General features: G+C 45.8%; 8 protein-coding genes. All 8 read left to right on the forward strand.

The genetic code is table 11. The features are described 5' to 3' along the window. The first annotated feature begins 4 nt into the window (after positions 1-4). The 8 genes from G395_RS0123450 (at position 5) to G395_RS0123485 (ending at position 18,834) form a co-directional block, all read left to right on the forward strand. Positions 5-2,416, forward strand: a complete 2,412-nt coding sequence (locus tag G395_RS0123450; protein WP_026632294.1) for an ABC transporter permease — start codon at positions 5-7, stop codon at positions 2,414-2,416. Between the two features lie 12 nt (positions 2,417-2,428). Continuing rightward, the gene (locus tag G395_RS0123455; protein ID WP_026632295.1) at positions 2,429-4,804 is read left to right on the forward strand and encodes an ABC transporter permease; all 2,376 of its coding nucleotides are present in this window, start codon (positions 2,429-2,431) and stop codon (positions 4,802-4,804) included. Between the two features lie 26 nt (positions 4,805-4,830). Then, positions 4,831-7,263, forward strand: a complete 2,433-nt coding sequence (locus G395_RS0123460; RefSeq protein ID WP_026632296.1) for an ABC transporter permease — start codon at positions 4,831-4,833, stop codon at positions 7,261-7,263. Positions 7,264-7,437: 174 nt separating this feature from the next. Then, the gene (locus tag G395_RS0123465) at positions 7,438-9,819 is read left to right on the forward strand and encodes an ABC transporter permease (RefSeq protein WP_026632297.1); all 2,382 of its coding nucleotides are present in this window, start codon (positions 7,438-7,440) and stop codon (positions 9,817-9,819) included. A gap of 19 nt (positions 9,820-9,838) precedes the next feature. Next, the gene (locus G395_RS0123470; RefSeq protein WP_229204268.1) at positions 9,839-12,232 is read left to right on the forward strand and encodes an ABC transporter permease; all 2,394 of its coding nucleotides are present in this window, start codon (positions 9,839-9,841) and stop codon (positions 12,230-12,232) included. Between the two features lie 33 nt (positions 12,233-12,265). After that, positions 12,266-14,683, forward strand: a complete 2,418-nt coding sequence (locus G395_RS0123475) for an ABC transporter permease (RefSeq protein ID WP_026632299.1) — start codon at positions 12,266-12,268, stop codon at positions 14,681-14,683. 100 nt (positions 14,684-14,783) lie between these two features. Beyond that, a complete protein-coding gene (locus tag G395_RS0123480; protein ID WP_084439794.1) occupies positions 14,784-16,286 on the forward strand; it encodes a capsule assembly Wzi family protein in 1,503 nt (500 codons plus the stop codon). Positions 16,287-16,434: 148 nt separating this feature from the next. Further along, positions 16,435-18,834, forward strand: a complete 2,400-nt coding sequence (locus G395_RS0123485) for an ABC transporter permease (protein WP_026632301.1) — start codon at positions 16,435-16,437, stop codon at positions 18,832-18,834. Positions 18,835-18,871: the final 37 nt, after the last annotated feature.

An 18,871-nucleotide genomic window follows, 5' to 3' on the forward strand; every position in this document is an offset into this window, starting at 1 on the left:
ACACATGCTTAAGAATTATTTCAAAATTGCCGTTCGGAATCTCTGGAAATACAAAACCAACTCTCTTGTCAGCATCATAGGGCTTTCACTGGGGATTGGTTGTTTCCTTTTGCTGGCCACCTATGTCCTGCACGAAGTCCGTTATGACCGCTTTCAGGTCAATAGTGCTGATATTGTAAGGGTGAATTTGTTTTATCAATCCGGAGACAGCGAGCCGGTGAATGTTGCAGTCACACCCACGGCAGTGGCTCCTGTTTTTGCGCGTGAGTTCGGTGAGATCAAAGAATCGGTCCGCCTTTATCCTTACAGCGGTGGGGGAGCAGTGGCCGTGAAATATAATGATAAGCTCTTCAATGAGAAGAAAGTCCTTTTTTCGGACGCATCCTATTTCAAGATTTTTCCTTCCGAGTTTATTGAAGGCGATCAGGCTACGGCGCTGGCGCAGCCTAATTCGGTGGTTATAGACCAAGCCACTGCCAGGAAATATTTTGGTGACGAAAGCGCGATTGGCAAATCGGTGTTGATGAACGAAAATCTGACCATGCAGGTAACCGGCGTGATTGCTGACATTCCGTCTTATTCACATATCAAATGGAATTGGTTAGGCAGTTACAGCACATTGCCCCGCTCCAAAACGGAAACATTTGATGCTGCCAATGAGTACACTTATTTGCAGCTGCAACCACAGGCGAACATGGGTGCATTGCAGGCCAAGGTGGATCAGTATGTTGCCAAAAACCTCAATAATCCGCAGGACCCTTCTACAAAGCTAAGGTTTGAAATGGAAGCATTTAACCGCATTCACCTCTATTCCAACGTTTCTGCTGGCTTGGAGGCTTCCGGCAACTACAAATACGTTTATATTCTCTCCGGCGTCGGGCTGCTGATTCTGCTCATTGCTTGCATTAATTTTATCAATCTCGTCACAGCCAGGTCTGTCGTTCGCGCACGGGAAGTAGGCGTTCGAAAAGTGATGGGGGCAGACAGAATGCAGGTTTTTCGTCAATATTTATTTGAATGCGGCCTCATTACGATCCTTGCGATTGTGACAGGGCTGCTTATTTCCTTTCTGGGTTTTCCAATTCTTAGCAACCTCACAGAAAGCGCGTTAGGGTTGGGCATCTGGCCGGCTTATTCCGTCATCCTGCTGATGATCGGCTTGGCTGTTGTTGTGACATTGTTGTCGGGACTTTATCCGGCCGCGGTGCTTTCCGGGTTTGAGCCTATTAAGGTGCTGAAAGGAAAAATCCTGGCAACCAATAGTGGCTCCGGCTTGCGCAGCTCGCTCGTTGTTTTTCAGTTCACCGTTTCGATCCTTTTCATCATCGGGACGATCATCGCCAACCAGCAGCTTCATTTCATTCAGAACAAAAATCTGGGTCTGAATCCTTCGCAGATCATTGTTGTAGACATGGGCACCGGCATTTCCACCGGGAAATTGACGACGATCAAAAACGAATTGCTCAATAATCCCATTGTTAAGTCGGTCACCGCCTCTTATGATTCGCCGCTGAATGTGCAGGGCGGCTATACCATCACGGCCAGCGACAAACCGCAGAATTTCCAGTTGAACATTACTGCCATTCCAGTGGAAAAAGATTTTGTGCCGACACTAGGAATGCAGCTCGTTGCCGGACAGAATTTTAACGACACTGATATTTTACAGGCAACAGCGGATTCGGCGGCGTTAAGAAAGTTTGCATTCATACTCAATGAGTCTGCAGTAAAGGCGCTGGGCTGGACGGCGGAAACAGCCATAGGCAAATTGGTCAGTATGAATGGCAGGGAGGGAGCAGTAAAAGCAGTTGCCAAAGACTTTCATTTCAGATCATTGCACGAAAAAATAGGTCCCATCGCCATCATTCCGGAATACAATTATTTTGGAAAAATAATGGTGAAAATTGCGGGTAACGAATCGACGCAAGCCGTAGAACTGCTCAGGAAAAGCTGGAAGGAAAACTTCCCGATGCGCCCATTTGAATATCACTTCCTGGACCAGGAATTTGACGATATGTATAAAGCCGAAAACCGCATTTCCTCCATTCTCGCATTATTTTCGGGTATTACTATTTTTATAGCATGCCTGGGGCTGTTCGCATTAATCGCTTTTATCTCAGAGCAAAGGACCAAGGAAATCGGTGTCAGAAAAGTGCTGGGAGCTTCGGTGGCAAGCATTGTCCTGTTGCTTTCGAAAGATTTTGTGAAACTGATGCTGATAGCCATCGCAATCGCCGTTCCGGCTGCTTGGTATGGCATGAACAAATGGCTCTCCGACTTCGCTTACCAGATCAAAATCAGTCCTTTCACATTTGTATATGTCGGGCTTGCAACCATAGCAATCGCCTTATTCACAACCAGTTTCCAAAGCATCAAGGCCGCTTTGATGAACCCGGTAAAATCGTTAAAAAGTGACTAAATAAACAAGCCAATGCTGCAAAACTATCTCAAAATTGCGCTGAGGAATCTTGCCAGAAACAAGACTTACTCTTTTATCAACATTTTTGGACTGGCGGGCGGAATGGCCGTTTCCGTGCTGATCCTCATGTTTGTAATGCATGAGTTTAGTTTTGATAAATTTCATACAAACCACGACCGCATTTACCGAGTCCTGGCGCGGGTGAAAATGGGCGACACGGACCTGCAGTTCAATTCATTTTCGACAAAACTCGGTCCGTTTTTAAAGGAGTATAATCCACAAGTAAAGGATTATGCACGTGTTAAAACCATAGTGGATAAGGTGGTTATCAAAAATCCTGAAAAGCCGTCACAAGTGTTTTTTGAGCAGAATGTAATGTTTGCTGATCCCTCATTTCTGCGGGTGTTTACATTCAAACTGAAAGAAGGAAATCCAAAAGCGGTGCTGGAAAATCCCTTCGACGTGGTCATCTCGGAGCGTGCTGCTGAAAAATATTTCGGAGCAACAGGCCCGATCGGCAAAGCATTGATCTACGAAGGAAAACATCCGTTGCGTATCACCGGCGTTGCCGAAAATCCGCCTTCCAACTCCACTTTCAATTTTGATTTTATACTCTCGTCGCTGACATTTCCTGCGCTGAGTGATCATAACAAAAATGCCTGGGATAATGCGGGTGCATTCAACACTTACCTGCTCCTGGATTCTGAGCAGTCGGTAGCGGCGGTGGAAAAGAATATCAAACGGGAAGGCATGCGCACAGGCGCATTTGACAATGAGGCCACTTACGTGCTGGAAAGCTTCGCTACAACGCATCTAGGAAATAATTTCAATGAATCCGGCAACTCGAAGCTGATCTCGATTTTTGCAGGCGTCGCTTTGCTGATCCTGTCACTGGCGCTTTTTAACTATATGAGCCTTACAACCGCCCGTGCCACTTTGCGCGCAAAAGAAGTGGGTGTTCGCAAGGTGATAGGCGCGGGTAGAAGTGGCCTTGTCCGTCAGTTTTATGCCGAATCGGTCCTGGTTTGTATGCTGGCGTTTTTGCTAGCCTTCATCTTTGTATATCTGTGGCAGCAGCCTTTTTATGACCTGCTGAACCTGCAAATAGATGCCTCATTTCTTATTTCTCCGTCATTTTTAGGCTTTTTGGTGATCCTGTTATTGTTATCAGCATTAATGGCCGGAAGTTATCCCGCGTTGATTTTATCTGGGTTTGCACCTTTGGATGTGTTGAAGGGAAGATTTGGAGGAAATCACAATGGCGCTACATTACGCAAGTTTTTTATGGTTTTCCAATTCACGGTTTCCATAGCGCTGATCATTTGCAGTTTGGTCGTGAAAAACCAGCTGACATTTATGCAAAACAAAAAGCTAGGCTTATATAAGGATCAGATCCTGAGCATTCCGCTTTCAGCAACGGTTGCAAAAAGTTACTTTCCGCTACGGGATGAAATAAAACAACAGGTTGGTGTCCGGAATGTTACCGTAACCAATGCCGGGCTTTTCAAGGGTTTTAATATGTGGTTTATCAAAAACTTTACCACAAAAATGGATGTCGGGCTGGCAAACATGGTCACTGATAATCAATTTGTAAAAACGCTTGGTCTGAAATGGAAAACAGAACCGGTTGCGGGAGTGATGAAAAACCGTAAACACGTGTTGCTGAACGAAACGGCTATTAAGGAGCTCGGTATCAAGGGGAATCCGATCGGTCAAATGTTGGGTGAAACGGATGAAATCGCCGGCATTGTGCAGGATTTTCATTTCACTTCCTTGCAAAACGGCATTAAGGCCATGGAATTAGTAGTCGTGAGCGACACCACGAACATTCTCAATTTTCCGGGGTCGAACGGTGTGCTCTATGCCCGCCTGGACCCGGCTGCGAACATTCAGGATAAAGTAGCATTGATAGGGAAGATTTTTAAAAAATACGACCACGAAAAGCCATTCGAATATTATTTCCTGGATGAAGCTTTCAATGAAACATTCAAAACGGAGATCCGGATGTCGACAATGTTCTCGGTCTTTACGGGGTTGGCAATTTTTATTGCCTGTATGGGCCTGTTTGGTCTGGTAACCTTTACGGCTGAAACCCGCACCAAGGAAATCGGCATTCGTAAAGTGCTCGGAGCGTCCGTTTCAGCGATAGTCGCATTGCTGTCCAAAGATTTTGTAAAACTGGTTGTGATTGCAATTGTACTGGCCGTGCCGGTTGCCTATTATTTCATGGATAAATGGTTGCAGGATTTTACTTATAAAATTCAAATGCCTGTCTGGATATTTGTCTCAGCAGGCAGCCTTGCCATTGTCATTGCATTGATTACCATTAGTTTCCAGAGTATCCGGGCCGCATTGATGAACCCGGTCGAATCTTTAAAAAATGAGTGAACAGGCCCAGCCAAAAACCTGAACCTATGCTTAAAAATCATCTCAAAGTTGCATTGCGGACCATTTTGCGTTATCGCAACTACACCATCCTGAACGTCCTGGGTCTGTCTGTTGGCGTGGCCGCCTGTTTGTTGCTTTACGTCGTATATTCCTATGAGTCAGGATTTGACAAATTTCACAGCAAATACGACCGCATTTACCGGATTGTAAAGCAAACGGATTACGCCACCGGACAAACCGATTATACGCCTGGAAGCCCGCTGCCCTTTTACGCAGCATTAAAAGTGGATGTCCCGCAATTTGAAAAGCTCGTGCCTGTCTATGGCACGCTCGAACCGCAGGTCACGGTGCTGGGCAAGGATGCCAATAATCAAACTTCCGAAAAAAAATATTACGAGGATGATGACGGCTTACTTACTATTCCTGAGTTCTTTGACGTCTTTGATTTTCCATTTTTAGCTGGCTCAAAAACGGTTTTAAAAGACCCGAATATGATCGTGCTTTCTCAGCGGCGTGCCGAAAAGTATTTTGGCAACTGGCAGGAAGCCATGGGACAATTCGTAAAGATCAATAACAAAACAGTGATGAAAGTAGGCGGGATCCTGGCCAATCCGCCGATTAACACGGATTTCCCCGTTGACATTGTGGTTTCTTATGAATCCAAAAGGCAGCAGCCTCAGTTATTTGGCTTCGGGGGTTTCGAAAGTTGGGGCGGCACAAGCAGCAATGATCAGCTTTTTGTGCTTCTGCCCGAGAATGTCGCGCCAGCCAGCATTGACAAGCTTTTGGTAAAATTTGTTTCAAAACATTACAATAGCAAGAAGGATAATTTTAAGATAAAGCACTTCCTCAGCCCGCTCGCAGATCAGCATTATGACGACCGTTTTGTCAATTATTCCGACCATATCGTTGCCAGAAATGTGCTTTGGACGCTAGTGGTAATCGGAATTCTGATCATTTCCATGGCATGCATCAACTTCATCAACCTGGCAACTGTGCAATCTGCGCGTCGATCCAGGGAAGTGGGTGTACGGAAAGTGCTGGGCAGTGGACGTTCGGAATTAATGCGCCAGTTTTTGAGCGAAACGGTGCTGATCGTCGGTTTCGCGGTTGTGTTGGGCGTTATGATTGCAATGATCAGTATGCCGCTGTTGGGAAAAATTTCACGTGTTCCGGCCGAGCTGCCGGTTATTCAAAATCCTGAACTTTGGCTTTTTATTGTTGCGCTCGCCCTGGTAGTGAGTTTCGTAGCAGGGTTTTATCCGGCTGTGGTCATGTCTGGGTTCAGGCCTATCGAAGCAATAAAAAGCAGAATCGCGAACCGGTCTTTTGGAGGTGTTTCTTTGCAAAAAACGCTTATAATTGTCCAGTTCGGCATTTCTCAGATCCTGGTGGTGGGCACTATTGTGACCATTGCGCAAATGAAATACATTGGAAACCTGGATCTCGGTTTCGTGAAAGAAGGCGTTTACACGGTTAATCTGGACGAGGCTTATAAAACCCGTTTTGAAACATTACGGAATGAACTCCTGCAAAGCCCTGACATTTCTTCGGTGAGCTTTTCATCGGACGTGCCGTCGTCAGACGACAACTGGTCGGGCAATTTTGCGTTTGATAACAAAGGGAAAGATGAAGATTTTCAGATTTTTAACAAATTTGCAGACCATCATTATTTCCAGACTTACGGGATCGAATTTGCTGCCGGAGCCTCATACAGGCAAGGCGACTCGACGGGTTCATGTGTAGTTAACGAAACGCTGCTTCACAAATTCGGCATTAAGGATCCTAACCAGGCCATAGGCAAAAATATCCGCATGGGCGGCGGCCAATGGCAGCCTATTGTGGGTGTCGTGAAAGATTTCAAAGCCAATTCAGCGCGCGATGCTGCCAAGCCGATCATGATCATGCCGATGCCGCAGTATTACTGGCAGGCAGGCATTAAGATCCAGACAAAAAATGTATCGAAGGCCGTGGCGGAGATTGAAAAAATATATGGCCGTGTATTCCCTGAAGTGGCATTACAAGGGAAATTTTTCGATGAGAGCATTGAAGAGTTTTACAACCAGGAGCGGCAACTCAGCCTGTTATACCAGATTTTTGCCGGGCTTTCGATCTTTATCGCCTGCCTGGGCTTATTCGGTCTTGCTACATTCATGGCACAGCAGCGGATGAAGGAAATAGGCGTCAGGAAAGTGCTTGGCGCGTCGGTTTCAAGCATTGTAGGCTTGCTTTCCCGCGATTTTCTGGTTCTTGTTTGCATTGCGATTTTGCTGGCATCGCCGGTTGCCTGGTATTTTATGGATAAATGGCTGCAAGACTTTGAATATAAGATCAGCATCAGTTGGTGGATGTTCGCCGTCAGCGCCGCATTAGCCATTGTGATCGCATTCACGACAGTCAGTTTCCAGAGCATTAAGGCTGCATTGATGAACCCAGTGAAGTCGCTGAGGAGCGAATAAATGCAAACAGATAAAAAATCAGCTGTTCGATTTCGGACAGCTGATTTTTTATTTTTAGTTATAAATATTTGATAATCAATCGTTTGTTTTCTATTTGAAATTTGGCACATATGTTTTGATTGTGCTCAGAGCGCTCAGCGAGCGCTTCCTCTATAATTTTTTCGACTCATAACCATGCTCAGAAACTATCTAAAAATTGCCCTTCGGAATTTGTGGAAGCACAAAGTGTTCTCTTTTATCAATATCATGGGACTGACGGTCGGGATGTCGGCCTGTTTCCTGATATTTCTTTATGTGAATTTCGAACTGAGTTATGACGCGTTCAATACCAAGTCTGATCGCATTTACAGGCTGGTAACCGATATCAAAACGCCTTCGGAGACTATTAATGCGGGTATTACATCTTGGGCGTTTGCACCGAACATTAAAAGTGATTTTCCCGAAGTGGAAGCTTTTACGCGGGTGAGCAGCGGCAGCTTTTTAGTAAGAAAAGGGGATATTAAATTCCAGGAGGAAAGAACGCTTTTTGCAGATTCAACCCTGTTCCGGGTTTTTGATTTTAAACTAATCAAAGGAGATCCTAAAACCGCTTTGAAGGAACAATTAAGCATTGTTTTTACAGAAAAAGCGGCTAAGAAATATTTCGGAGACGCAGATCCCATTGGCCAGACATTGTTGCTTTCGGGCGAGGGCCTACCAGCTAAGGTAACGGGCGTAATGAAGGATATTCCTGAAAATTCCCAGATCAAAGGCGATATGATCCTGTCGATGACAACCATGACGCAGCGCTTCAATAAAGGACTGGACGATCAATGGGGCAACTTCGGCGCTACAACTTATTTGTTATTAACTCCCGGTGCAACGAAAACGGCGCTTGAACGCAAATTTCCTGCATTCTTGGAAAGACGCGCAGGGAAAACAATGAAAGAGTCACAAATGTATTACAAGCTTTTCTTGGAGCCGCTTCGCGATGTTTACCTGAAATCGACCCGGGACACCGAAGAGTCGGGCAGCATGAATAATGTGTACGTGTTCTCGGTTGTGGCTATTTTTATTTTGCTGATTGCCTGCATTAATTTTGTGAATCTTACCACGGCGCGTTCGGTGGAGCGGGCAAAGGAAGTAGGGATACGTAAGGTTGTGGGCGCGCCTAAGATGCTTGTAGCGAGGCAGTTTATTAGTGAATCCATTCTTTTATGCTTGATCGCATTTGTCTTCGCCGTTGTGCTTTCCACGGCATTGATCCCGCTTTTCAATAACCTTTCCGGTAAAATCATCAGCACCGGAATTCTGGATAACCTGCCTTTTGTAGCTGGTATGTTCGTCGCTGCTGTGATCATCGGGATTGTAGCAGGGATATATCCGGCTTTGGTTTTATCTTCATTCGAGCCCGTGGTTGTATTGAAAGGTCGTTTTACGACAAGTGTGAAGGGGATTTTGTTGAGAAAATCATTGGTAACCATTCAATTTGCGATATCGATCGCATTGATCATTGCGACCATTGTGGTTTACATCCAGATGGATTTCATGCGGAACCGCGATCTTGGGTTTAGTAAAGACCAGATGATGATCGTGAACTCGCAGGGCGATCCCAAAAAAGACGCATTCAAGCAATCCCTGGCGGACTTGACTGGCGTAAAGTCGACAGCAACATCTTCCAGCGTGCCGGGCAGCGGTAATCCGGGCGCATACTCAGAAATTGAGAACAAAAGCGGGGATTTGCAGATCGCAAACCTGGACCTGTATTTCGTTGACTTTGATTATATCCCGCAGTTTGGCCTGAAAATGGCTGCCGGACGTCCGTTTGCAAGGGATTTTGGAACCGATACTACGCAGGCAATGGTGATGAACGAAGCCGCCGTGAAGTTGTTTGGTTACAGCTCCCCGGAAGAAGCCATTGGCCGCAGGTTTAAGCAATGGGGCCGTGAGGGCAAGATTGTGGGGGTTGTCAAAGATTTTCACTTCCGGTCTTTGCAGGAAACGATTAAGCCATTGACCATGCGCATCGAGCCGCGCGGCAGCGAGTTGGTTTCCATCAAAATCGATGGAAGCAACATTAAGGAAACCGTTGCGGCTGTGGAGCAAAAATGGAAGACGGTCATGCCAAACCGGCCATTCAGTTATTATTTTATGGATGAATTTTTCGACCGGCAGTACAGGAGTGAAGAGCGTTTTGAAAAGCTTTTTTTCAATTTTGCTATCCTCGCTATCTTCATTTCATGTCTCGGATTGCTTGGCCTGGCCTCTTACAGCACCATGCAGCGCACAAAGGAAATCGGCGTGCGGAAGGTAATGGGCGCCTCCACAGGCAGCATTGTGGGATTACTGTCCAAAGATTTTTTGAAATTAGTGCTCATTGCATTTGTGATCGCCTCACCAATAGCATATTACGGAATGTACCGCTGGCTGGAAAACTTTGCCTATAAGACTGACATTTACTGGTGGATCTTCGCAGTTGCAGCCTTTTTATCAGCGGCCATCGCATTCGCCACCGTGAGTTTTCAGAGTATCAGAGCGGCGCTGATGAATCCGGTGAAGAGTCTTCGGAGTGAATGATTATTCAATGTGTGAATGAGTGAATTTATTTTTTATGCTTCGGAATTATTTTAGGATTGCCTGGCGGAATTTGGTGAAGAATAAGGTCTACTCGGCTATCAATATGACCGGTCTGGGGATTGGTATGGCTGGGGCTATCATTATTTTTCAGCTGGTTTCCTATCATTTAGGTGTTGATAAGCATCATCGGCAGGCGGATAAGATCTTCCGTATGGTGGTTGATCTGCATTTGGAGGATGGTTCCGTCGAGCATGAGAAGGGCTCGGCTTTTCCTTTGCATACGACACTCAGGAAGGAGTTTGCAAATGTTTCGCATGCCGCTTACCTGGCTCAGCGTGAATTAACGCTCAGCATTGAGCAGGCCAACAATTCCAGGAAATTTTTTGAAAAATCATCAGCTGCTTTCACAGATTCTGAATTCTTTAAAATCTTTGATTATCATTTTGTTGCCGGTAATGCAGCAGTTTTGAACCTGCCGGGACAGGCCGTCCTGACGGAGCGTTACGCAAAAAAATACTTTGGAAAATCAAATCCGATGGGCCGCCTGATCCGGATCAATAATGCTGAAAATGTCACAGTTGCTGGCGTTATCAAGGATTTTCCGGAGCAAACTGATTTCAAAAAAGACATCTTTGTTTCGCTTCAAACTTTAAAGAAGCTGATTCCCGAATATGGTTATGAAGACTGGGGCTGGATCGATAGCAACCGGGAAACGTATGTGAGCCTGCGTTCCGAAGAAGATAAGGAAGCTTTGGAACAACAGCTAATCGCATTTGCGAAGAAGATTCACGGTGCGGACAGCAATGTGTTCCATTACCACTTGCAGCCGCTTGCAGACGTCCATTTCAACATCAGTTATGGTGGTAAGATTAAATACTACACCATTATAATGCTTGCAACAGTTGGTTTGCTGCTGATACTCATTGCTTGTTTCAACTTTATTAACATTACAACCGCCCAATCTTTAAAGAGAAGCAAGGAAGTGGGAATCCGGAAAGTGCTTGGCGTTTCGCAATGGCAGGTGTTCTGGCTTTTTATTCATGAAGCCGCTTTGTTTACGGGCATATCATTCATTCTGGCCATTCTGCTTTCCAAGTTGCTGATGCCAACAATCAGTAATTGGCTGGAAATCAATTTGGATATCAATGTATTTGCCGATTTTCAGCTGCTCGCATTCAGCCTTGCGCTGTTGATTTTTGTCGTGTGCATAGCAGGCATTTATCCCGCATTTGTTATCTCAAATTTAAATCCGGTCCGGGCGATCAAGGGTCTGGCGGTTGCTAACGAGCGGGGTTCGTTTTCCGTGAGAAAGTCGCTTGTAGTAGTGCAATTCAGTATTTCCTTTGTTTTGATCGCTGTTTCAATGGTAGTCATTCTGCAATCCAGATATTTGAAAAATAAAGATTTGGGCTTAAACAAAGAGCTGATCCTGCATGTAGGACTGCCCGATACAGGAACTACTCAAATTGCAGCGCTAAGCAACGAAATTCCTAGGATCAAAGAAGTTGCCAGCATATCCTTTTTTAGGAATCCACCTTCATCGCAAGCAGGCAATGGCGGCAGCATTAAATTTGAAAACCGCGATTGGGAAAAGTTTGTGGCCCGGTCCAGAAGCGCGGATAACCATTACGTGGCAACTTACGGGTTGAAGCTTGTTGCCGGTCGCAATCCGATTCAGTCGGATACGCTTCATGAATTGCTGATCAATAATAAGTTAGTAAGAGCATTGGGGCTGAAATCGCCTGAGGAAGCGTTGAACAAGCGTCTGGTGGTGGGTGATATGGATAATAAAACGGGCGTGATCGTTGGTGTTTTGTCCGATTTCAACAATGCAGATCTATATTCCAACATTGAACCAACCGTCATTTATGCATCTAAAAAGCATTACCGCAGCGCCGGGATCAAGCTGCAAAATTTAAGTGCTTCGACGATTCCGGACATTATGAAAGTCTGGCAGAAACACTTTCCGGAATATGTGTTCCAATATAGTTTTTACGACGAAGAAATAGCAGGATTTTACAAAAGAGAGGAGTTAGCCTCCAATCTTACCTCCATGTTTGCGCTCTTATCTGTATTCCTGTCCTGCCTCGGACTTTTCGGTCTGGCGCTGTTCTCCATTGAACAGCGCACCAAAGAAATCGGCATCCGCAAAGTTTTGGGCGCATCCGTCGCCAGCATAACCACCTTGTTATCCATAGATTTTTTGCGGCTGGTGGGCATAGCAATCATTATAGCGAGCCCGGTTTCCTATTATTTTATGAACAAATGGTTGCAGGATTTCGCATTCAGGATCGACATTGAATGGTGGATCTTTGCTGTTTCCGCACTGCTGGCCGTAGCCATCGCTTGTCTCACCGTCGGCTATCAGTCCATCAAAGCCGCGCTTGCGAATCCGGTGAAAACATTGAGATAATAAATGAAGTGATCATCACTAAACAGGTCCGACATGATCCGAAACTATCTGAAAATCGCACTTAGGAATCTGCTGAAAAACAAAGGTTACTCAGTAATTAACATTGGTGGATTAGCTATCGGCATGGCGGTTGCCATGCTTGCCGGGCTGTGGATTTATGATGAATTATCATTTAATAAAAATCATGAAAACTATGACCACATAGGCATGGTTGTCGTGGATCAAATGTTTGGGGGTGAACTGCAAAAGTCCAAATCGGTGCCTTACCCGTTGGTAGCAGAGTTGAAGAGCAATCATAGCGAGAGTTTCAGGCATATTGTGCCATCTACGCATACCAGTGAGCATATTCTCACCGTAGGTGATAAGAAACTGAACAGAAAAGGCCAGTTCATTGCTGCGGAAGGTCCCGAAATGTTGTCCCTGGATATGCTCAGCGGCACCCGGGCGGGATTGCAGGATCAGCAGTCTGTAATGTTATCGGCATCGGCGGCAAAAGCGCTTTTCGGGGCGAAAGATCCGTTGGACAAGGTGGTTACGGTTAATGCTGACCTGCATTTGAAAGTCTCGGGCATCTATGCAGATTTTCCTCGTAATTCGCAGTTTGACGATGTTCAGTTTTTGGGAAGCTGGGATTACTTTATTGCCAAAAATAGTTATATGCGTGAAAAGCAGTGGGATAACCATGCTTTGACCATGTATGTACAAATCAAGCGGGGGATCGATTTTGCGAAGGCTTCGGCGGCGATCAGGGATTCGGAGTTAAATGTCATCCGGAACATGGATAACATGAAGAACGAGGTGGCTACCAACCCTCAGATGTGGATACACCCCATGAGAGACTGGCATTTGTATTCCAGTTTTAAGAATGGTGAAGTCAGTTCAGGTCCGGTACAATTTGTATGGCTTGTGGGCATAATCGGCTTTTTCGTTCTTTTTCTGGCATGCATTAACTTTATGAATCTGAGCACGGCCCGCTCAGAAAAGCGTGCGAAAGAAGTAGGCGTTCGCAAGGCAATCGGTTCGCTGCGGTTGCAATTGATCGGCCAGTTTTTCACGGAGTCGTTTTTGATTGTAATGCTTGCATTTGGGTTTGCCCTACTGATGTTGGATTTGTCGTTGCCGTGGTTTAACGATCTGTCTGCCAAGGCAATGACCCTGCCGTTTAGCAACTCCTATTTTTGGTTGACGAGCATTGCATTCATCCTCATAACAGGCATTTTGGCAGGAAGTTATCCCGCATTCTATCTCACTTCTTTCCAGCCTGTGAAAGTGTTAAAGGGAAGCATTCTCCACGTCGGCCGATTTGCTTACATGCCTCGTAAAGTGCTGGTTGTTATACAGTTTACAGTTTCAATCGCGCTTGTGATCTGCACCATTATTATTTATAGCCAGGTAAGGTTTGCCAAGAACCGTCCGGTGGGTTACGCGCGTGAGGGATTGCTGATGATTGAAATGAAGTCGGATGATTTTTATGCAAAATCGGCCCTCATCGGCGCCGAATTGAAAAAGACAGGCGTTGTGAAGGAAGTCGCTTTGTCCCAAAGCCCGGTTACCGACGTCTGGTCAGCAAACGGAGGTTTCAGCTGGGAAGGTATGACGATGGAAAATCCGCCGGGATTCAGTACGTTGACTGTCTCACATGAGTATGCAGACGTTGTGAACTGGAAATTTGTTGCAGGCCGTAATTTTTCCAAAGATATGGCCTCCGATTCTGCCGGTTTCATTATTAACGAGACAGCTGCCAGGTTGCTGGGTTTTAAGCAGCCAGTCGGGCAAACCGTAAGTTGGCAGAGCCAATGGATGACCGATAATATTAAAAAGAATTTCAGAATTTTGGGTGTGGTTGAAGACATGGTGATGGAATCCCCGTTCCAGAAAGTTGCGCCTAGCGTCTTTTTCCTTTTTGGATCTCCCAATTGGGTCAATATCAGGCTGAACGATCAGACCAGCGCCAGCACTGCGTTACCGAAGATCGAAGCGGTTTTCAGGAAGCTGACGCCTACTGTGCCGTTTGAATACAAATTTGCCGACCAGGAATATGATGCTAAGTTCCGGTCCGAAGAGCGTATGGGCAAGCTGGCTGGTTTCTTTGCTTCGCTTGCAATATTTATCTCCTGCCTCGGGCTCTTCGGGCTGGCATCATTTGTGGCCGAGCAACGGACGAAAGAAATAGGGATCCGCAAAGTTTTGGGCGCTTCCGTCCGTAACCTCTGGCAAATGTTGTCGCAGGATTTTGTGAGGCTTGTGATCATTGCGGTTGTAATCGCGACACCGGTCGCATGGTATGCGATGCACGAATGGTTGATGAAATACGCTTATCGCACCGAAATTTCGTGGTGGATATTTGCTGGTACAGGCGTAGGTGCATTGGTAATCACGTTATTAACCGTCAGCTATCAGGCCGTTCGTGCAGCATTGCTCGATCCTGTGCAAACATTGAAAAATGAGTAGGGTGGGGAGCACCGTTTAATAACATTGAAATAATTTTTGGGTAGAAAGTTTTAGTACAAACGTCTTTATCTTGCAAGGTAATCCTTCATATAATTGCGTTATGCTTAGGTTTAAGGCCACTTTTTACATTGCAATCTGCCTTTTCACATTTCAATGTCTGCGGGTGAACGCGCAAAATGGAAATGCTTTGCCCTTTGGTTTGAAAGCAGGGCTTGAAGCCGGTGCATACATTTCCTCCCCCGAAAAAACTCCGTTTTGGCTGCGTACCAACCAGTTCGGCATTGTGCCTAACACCGGCCCTGCGGGACAAATCCAGGGCACGATTCGAAAAGACTATGTATTTTTTGACAGCCTTTCTAACCGTCCGCAAAAAACAGATTGGGGATTTGCTTTAAATCCTGTCCTCAACTACAATGAGCAGGATCAGTTTAAGGTTCTGTTGCCGGAAGCGCATGTGAAGGCGAGGTTCAAAATGCTGGAAATTTATGCAGGAAGAAGGCGTGAAATGATGGGACTGGGCGATACGACATTATCATCCGGGTTTTATGCAGGCTCGGGCAATGCCCTGCCTATTCCAAAGGTCCAGATCGGAACAATCAGCTTCGTTCCCTTAAAATTTACGCGCAACTTTCTAGCTGTTCACGCAGGCTTCGCGCATGGCTGGTTTGATACGGATTATATAAAGGGCGTGAGACTTCATCAGAAGTTTATGTATCTGCGACTGGGCAAGCCCATGTCAAAAAGTAAATTTTATTTCGGCTTAAATCATAATGTGCTTTGGGCCGGGCATTCCGAGGAGCTCAAAAAGCATCCTGAACTGGCAGTGAACGGCGAATTGCCATCGTCCTGGAAGTTCTATCCCAATGTGGTGCTGGCTTACACTCCCAAAAACTGGTTCACCAAAAACGGTTACGGTTCTTTTGACAGTTACCGTTTAGGTAATCATTTGGGAAGCTATGATTTTGCGTTTGAAACTAAGGTTGGCGACAAGCAGCTGTTTGTGTATCATCAGCATCCGTTCGAAGATGTATCGAGTATGCTTTTCAAGAATGTGCCGGATGGTTTGTATGGTATTAATCTAAAAATGAATTCATTACAGAATAATGTCGGCTTTGCCCTGTCGCGGGTTACATTAGAATTCTTGTCCACAAAAGACCAGTCGGGATCCACATTTTACATTCCCGGAAGCACATATCAGGGCGCGGATAATTATTTCAACCACTCTCAATATTCCAAAGGCTGGTCTTATTTCGACCGGACCGTGGGCACGCCGTTTATTGTGCCTGGTAAGGATATGGACCAGTCAAAGAAGACGAGTACACGCTATTTTCCCAGCAACCGTGTGAATGTTTGGTATGCAGGCGTGCAGGGAGGCTGGGGGAATGTGCTTGCGCTTACATTGAAGGTTTCGTATAGCCAAAATTACGGGATGCCGGGCGAAAATTTCAAGCCGGTTCGCGGGCAGTTATCCACTTATTTAGCCGGCGAATACGCATTTCCACATTTGAAAAAAACCAGTCTGACAGCAAAATTCGGGCTTGATAATGGCAGTTTGTTTGTCGATTCTGCGGGCGGTTATTTCGGCATTAAAAGAACCTGGTAGGAAGTTTTTTAAGGGCTGTTCAAAGGCGAACAAAGTTGTCCGATTTCGGACAACTTTGTTCGCCTTTTTGTATATAAGAATTTGATAACTAATTGGTTAAGTTTTGGCATAAGTTTGTTGCTGACTCAATCTTATCCCTATCTTCGCTATGCTCAAAAACTACCTGAAAATTGCTTTCCGCAATATATGGAAAAACAAGGTTTTCTCCGGCATCAACATTGTCGGACTCGCCATTGGGATGGCTGCTTGCATTCTCATCATGGTTTTTGTGTTTTACGAGTTTAGTTTTGATAAAATCCACTCTAAAAACATTTACCGGCTCGATGAAGTCCAGAAGTTCAAAGGCATGGTCGCGCCTCAGAAAGTGGCGCTTTCGATGTTCCCGATGGGCCCCACACTCAAAAATGAATATCCCGAGATAAAGGATTTTGTCCGCATCAGTAAGTTCGACAATGTTCCGTTGCTGTATCAGGAAAAGAAGACCGAAGTTCCCCAAGCGCTGTGGGTTGATCCGAATTTCCTGGAAATGTTTGATTTTAAACTGCTTGAAGGGCAAAAGCAAAGTGTGTTGAAAGAACCCAATACAGTGGTTCTCTCCGAAAAAAGTGCTGCGAGCTTATTTGGAAAACAAAATCCGATCGGGAAGTCGGTAATCCATTATGGCGGGGATACATTGACCTTCAAAGTAACCGGCATCATGGAAAATGTTCCGGCTACTTCGCACCTGCAGTTCGATGCATTATTTTCGTTCAGCACCATCACGCGCCCGGATTATATGGACAATTGGGGTGGCAACTGGCTGGTAACCTATTTAGAACTGGCTCCTGGTGCAGATATAGCAGCATTAGAAAAGAAATTTCCTGCTTACCTGGGCAGGCACATGAGCAAAGAAGGCGCCAGCTATTATGAGCTCTTCTTGCAGCCGCTTTCAGATGTCCACGCCAAATCCACAGAAATCACCCACGATTATATCAATTATCAAAAGTTTGACCGTAGTTACACGTATATATTTTCTGTCATTGGCATCATTGTGCTCGTGATAGCCTGCGTCAACTTTATGAACTTGTCCACTGCCCGCTCTACCGGCCGGGCAAAGGAGGTCGGGATCAGGAAATCCATAGGCGCGCAGCGGTTTCAGCTTGCCGGTCAATTTATCGGAGAGTCGATTTTGCTAACATTTATGGCTTTGGTGCTGGCAGTTGCGATGGTGAAGTTGCTGATCCCGGTAGTAAGTAATTTTAGCCAGCGCGATCTTGATTTCGCGTTTTTTACCAATCCTTCATTGCTGGGAAGCATCCTGCTCGGGACTATTGTGATTGGCATATTTTCCGGCTTGTATCCCGCCGTATTCTTGTCTTCGTTTCAGCCTATCGCGGTTTTGAAAGGCACATTAAGAACCGGAAAGGCGAATTTCAGGAACCTGCTCGTCATAGCCCAGTTTTCGAGTGCCATTTTTCTCATCATTGCCACCGGCTTCGCCGTGAAGCAACTGCGTTACATGGAGCAGAAAGACCCGGGGTTTGACAGGGAGCAAGTTGTGATCATTCCGCTCGACTCCAAGTCGGGGCCAAAGTATCAGGCCCTCAAACAGGAGTTGCTAGCCAGCTCATTTGTATCAGGTGTAACCGGTTCGCAGCAGCGCCTGGGCAATAACTTACATCAGACCGGCGTAACTTTTCATGGTGAAGGGCCTGAAAAACAGATCGCATCTTCGCAAGTGGTCGTTGACCCGGATTATTTGTCTTTATATAAAATCAAGATCATTGCCGGCAGGAATTTCCGGGATGATGAGGGCGATAATGCAAAGGCTTACATTGTTAACGAGTCCCTGGCCAAAGAACTTTTAAAGGACCAGCCTAAACTGACGCTTCAAACACTGGTAGGGAAGCATTTCGGCTTCTCCGGGATGGATTCGGCTGGTGTGATCGTTGGCGTAGCGAAGGATTTTAATTTCAATTCACTGCACCATAAGATAGAAACGCTTTGTCTTTTTAACCAAAAGAACTGGGGTTATGGAGAGATGTCGGTGCGTATAAAAGGCAATGATGCCAAGCGTGCTATTGCAGGCATTCAGGGTGTTTGGAACAACATTGTGCCGCAGCAGGAATTTAAGTATTCTTTCCTTGACGATCATTTCGCAACATTATATAAAGCTGATAGTCAAGTTAGTGAAATTGTTGGCATACTGGCTGCCCTGGCTATTTTCGTTTCCTGCCTGGGCTTATTCGGGCTTGCGTCCTACTCGGCTGAACGCCGGTTCAAAGAGATCGGCGTACGGAAAGTGATGGGCGCTTCGGTGGTCGGCATCATCGCACTGCTATCTAAGGATTTTCTAAAACTCGTTATCGCTTCCATTCTGATCGCTTCGCCCATCGCCTGGTGGGCCGTAAGCACCTGGTTGAAAGACTTCGCTTATAGGATTGACATTGAATGGTGGATTTTCGCGCTGGCTGGTGCGCTTTCAGTCGTGGTTGCGCTGCTGACGATCAGTTTCCAGAGCATTAAGGCGGCATTAACAAACCCTGTGAAGTCTTTACGAAGTGAGTAACCTATAATTTTATTGCTAAAAACACCTCAGCTATGTT

The sequence above is a fragment of the Dyadobacter alkalitolerans DSM 23607 genome (assembly GCF_000428845.1).
GTDB classification, from domain to species: Bacteria; Bacteroidota; Bacteroidia; order Cytophagales; family Spirosomataceae; genus Dyadobacter; species Dyadobacter alkalitolerans.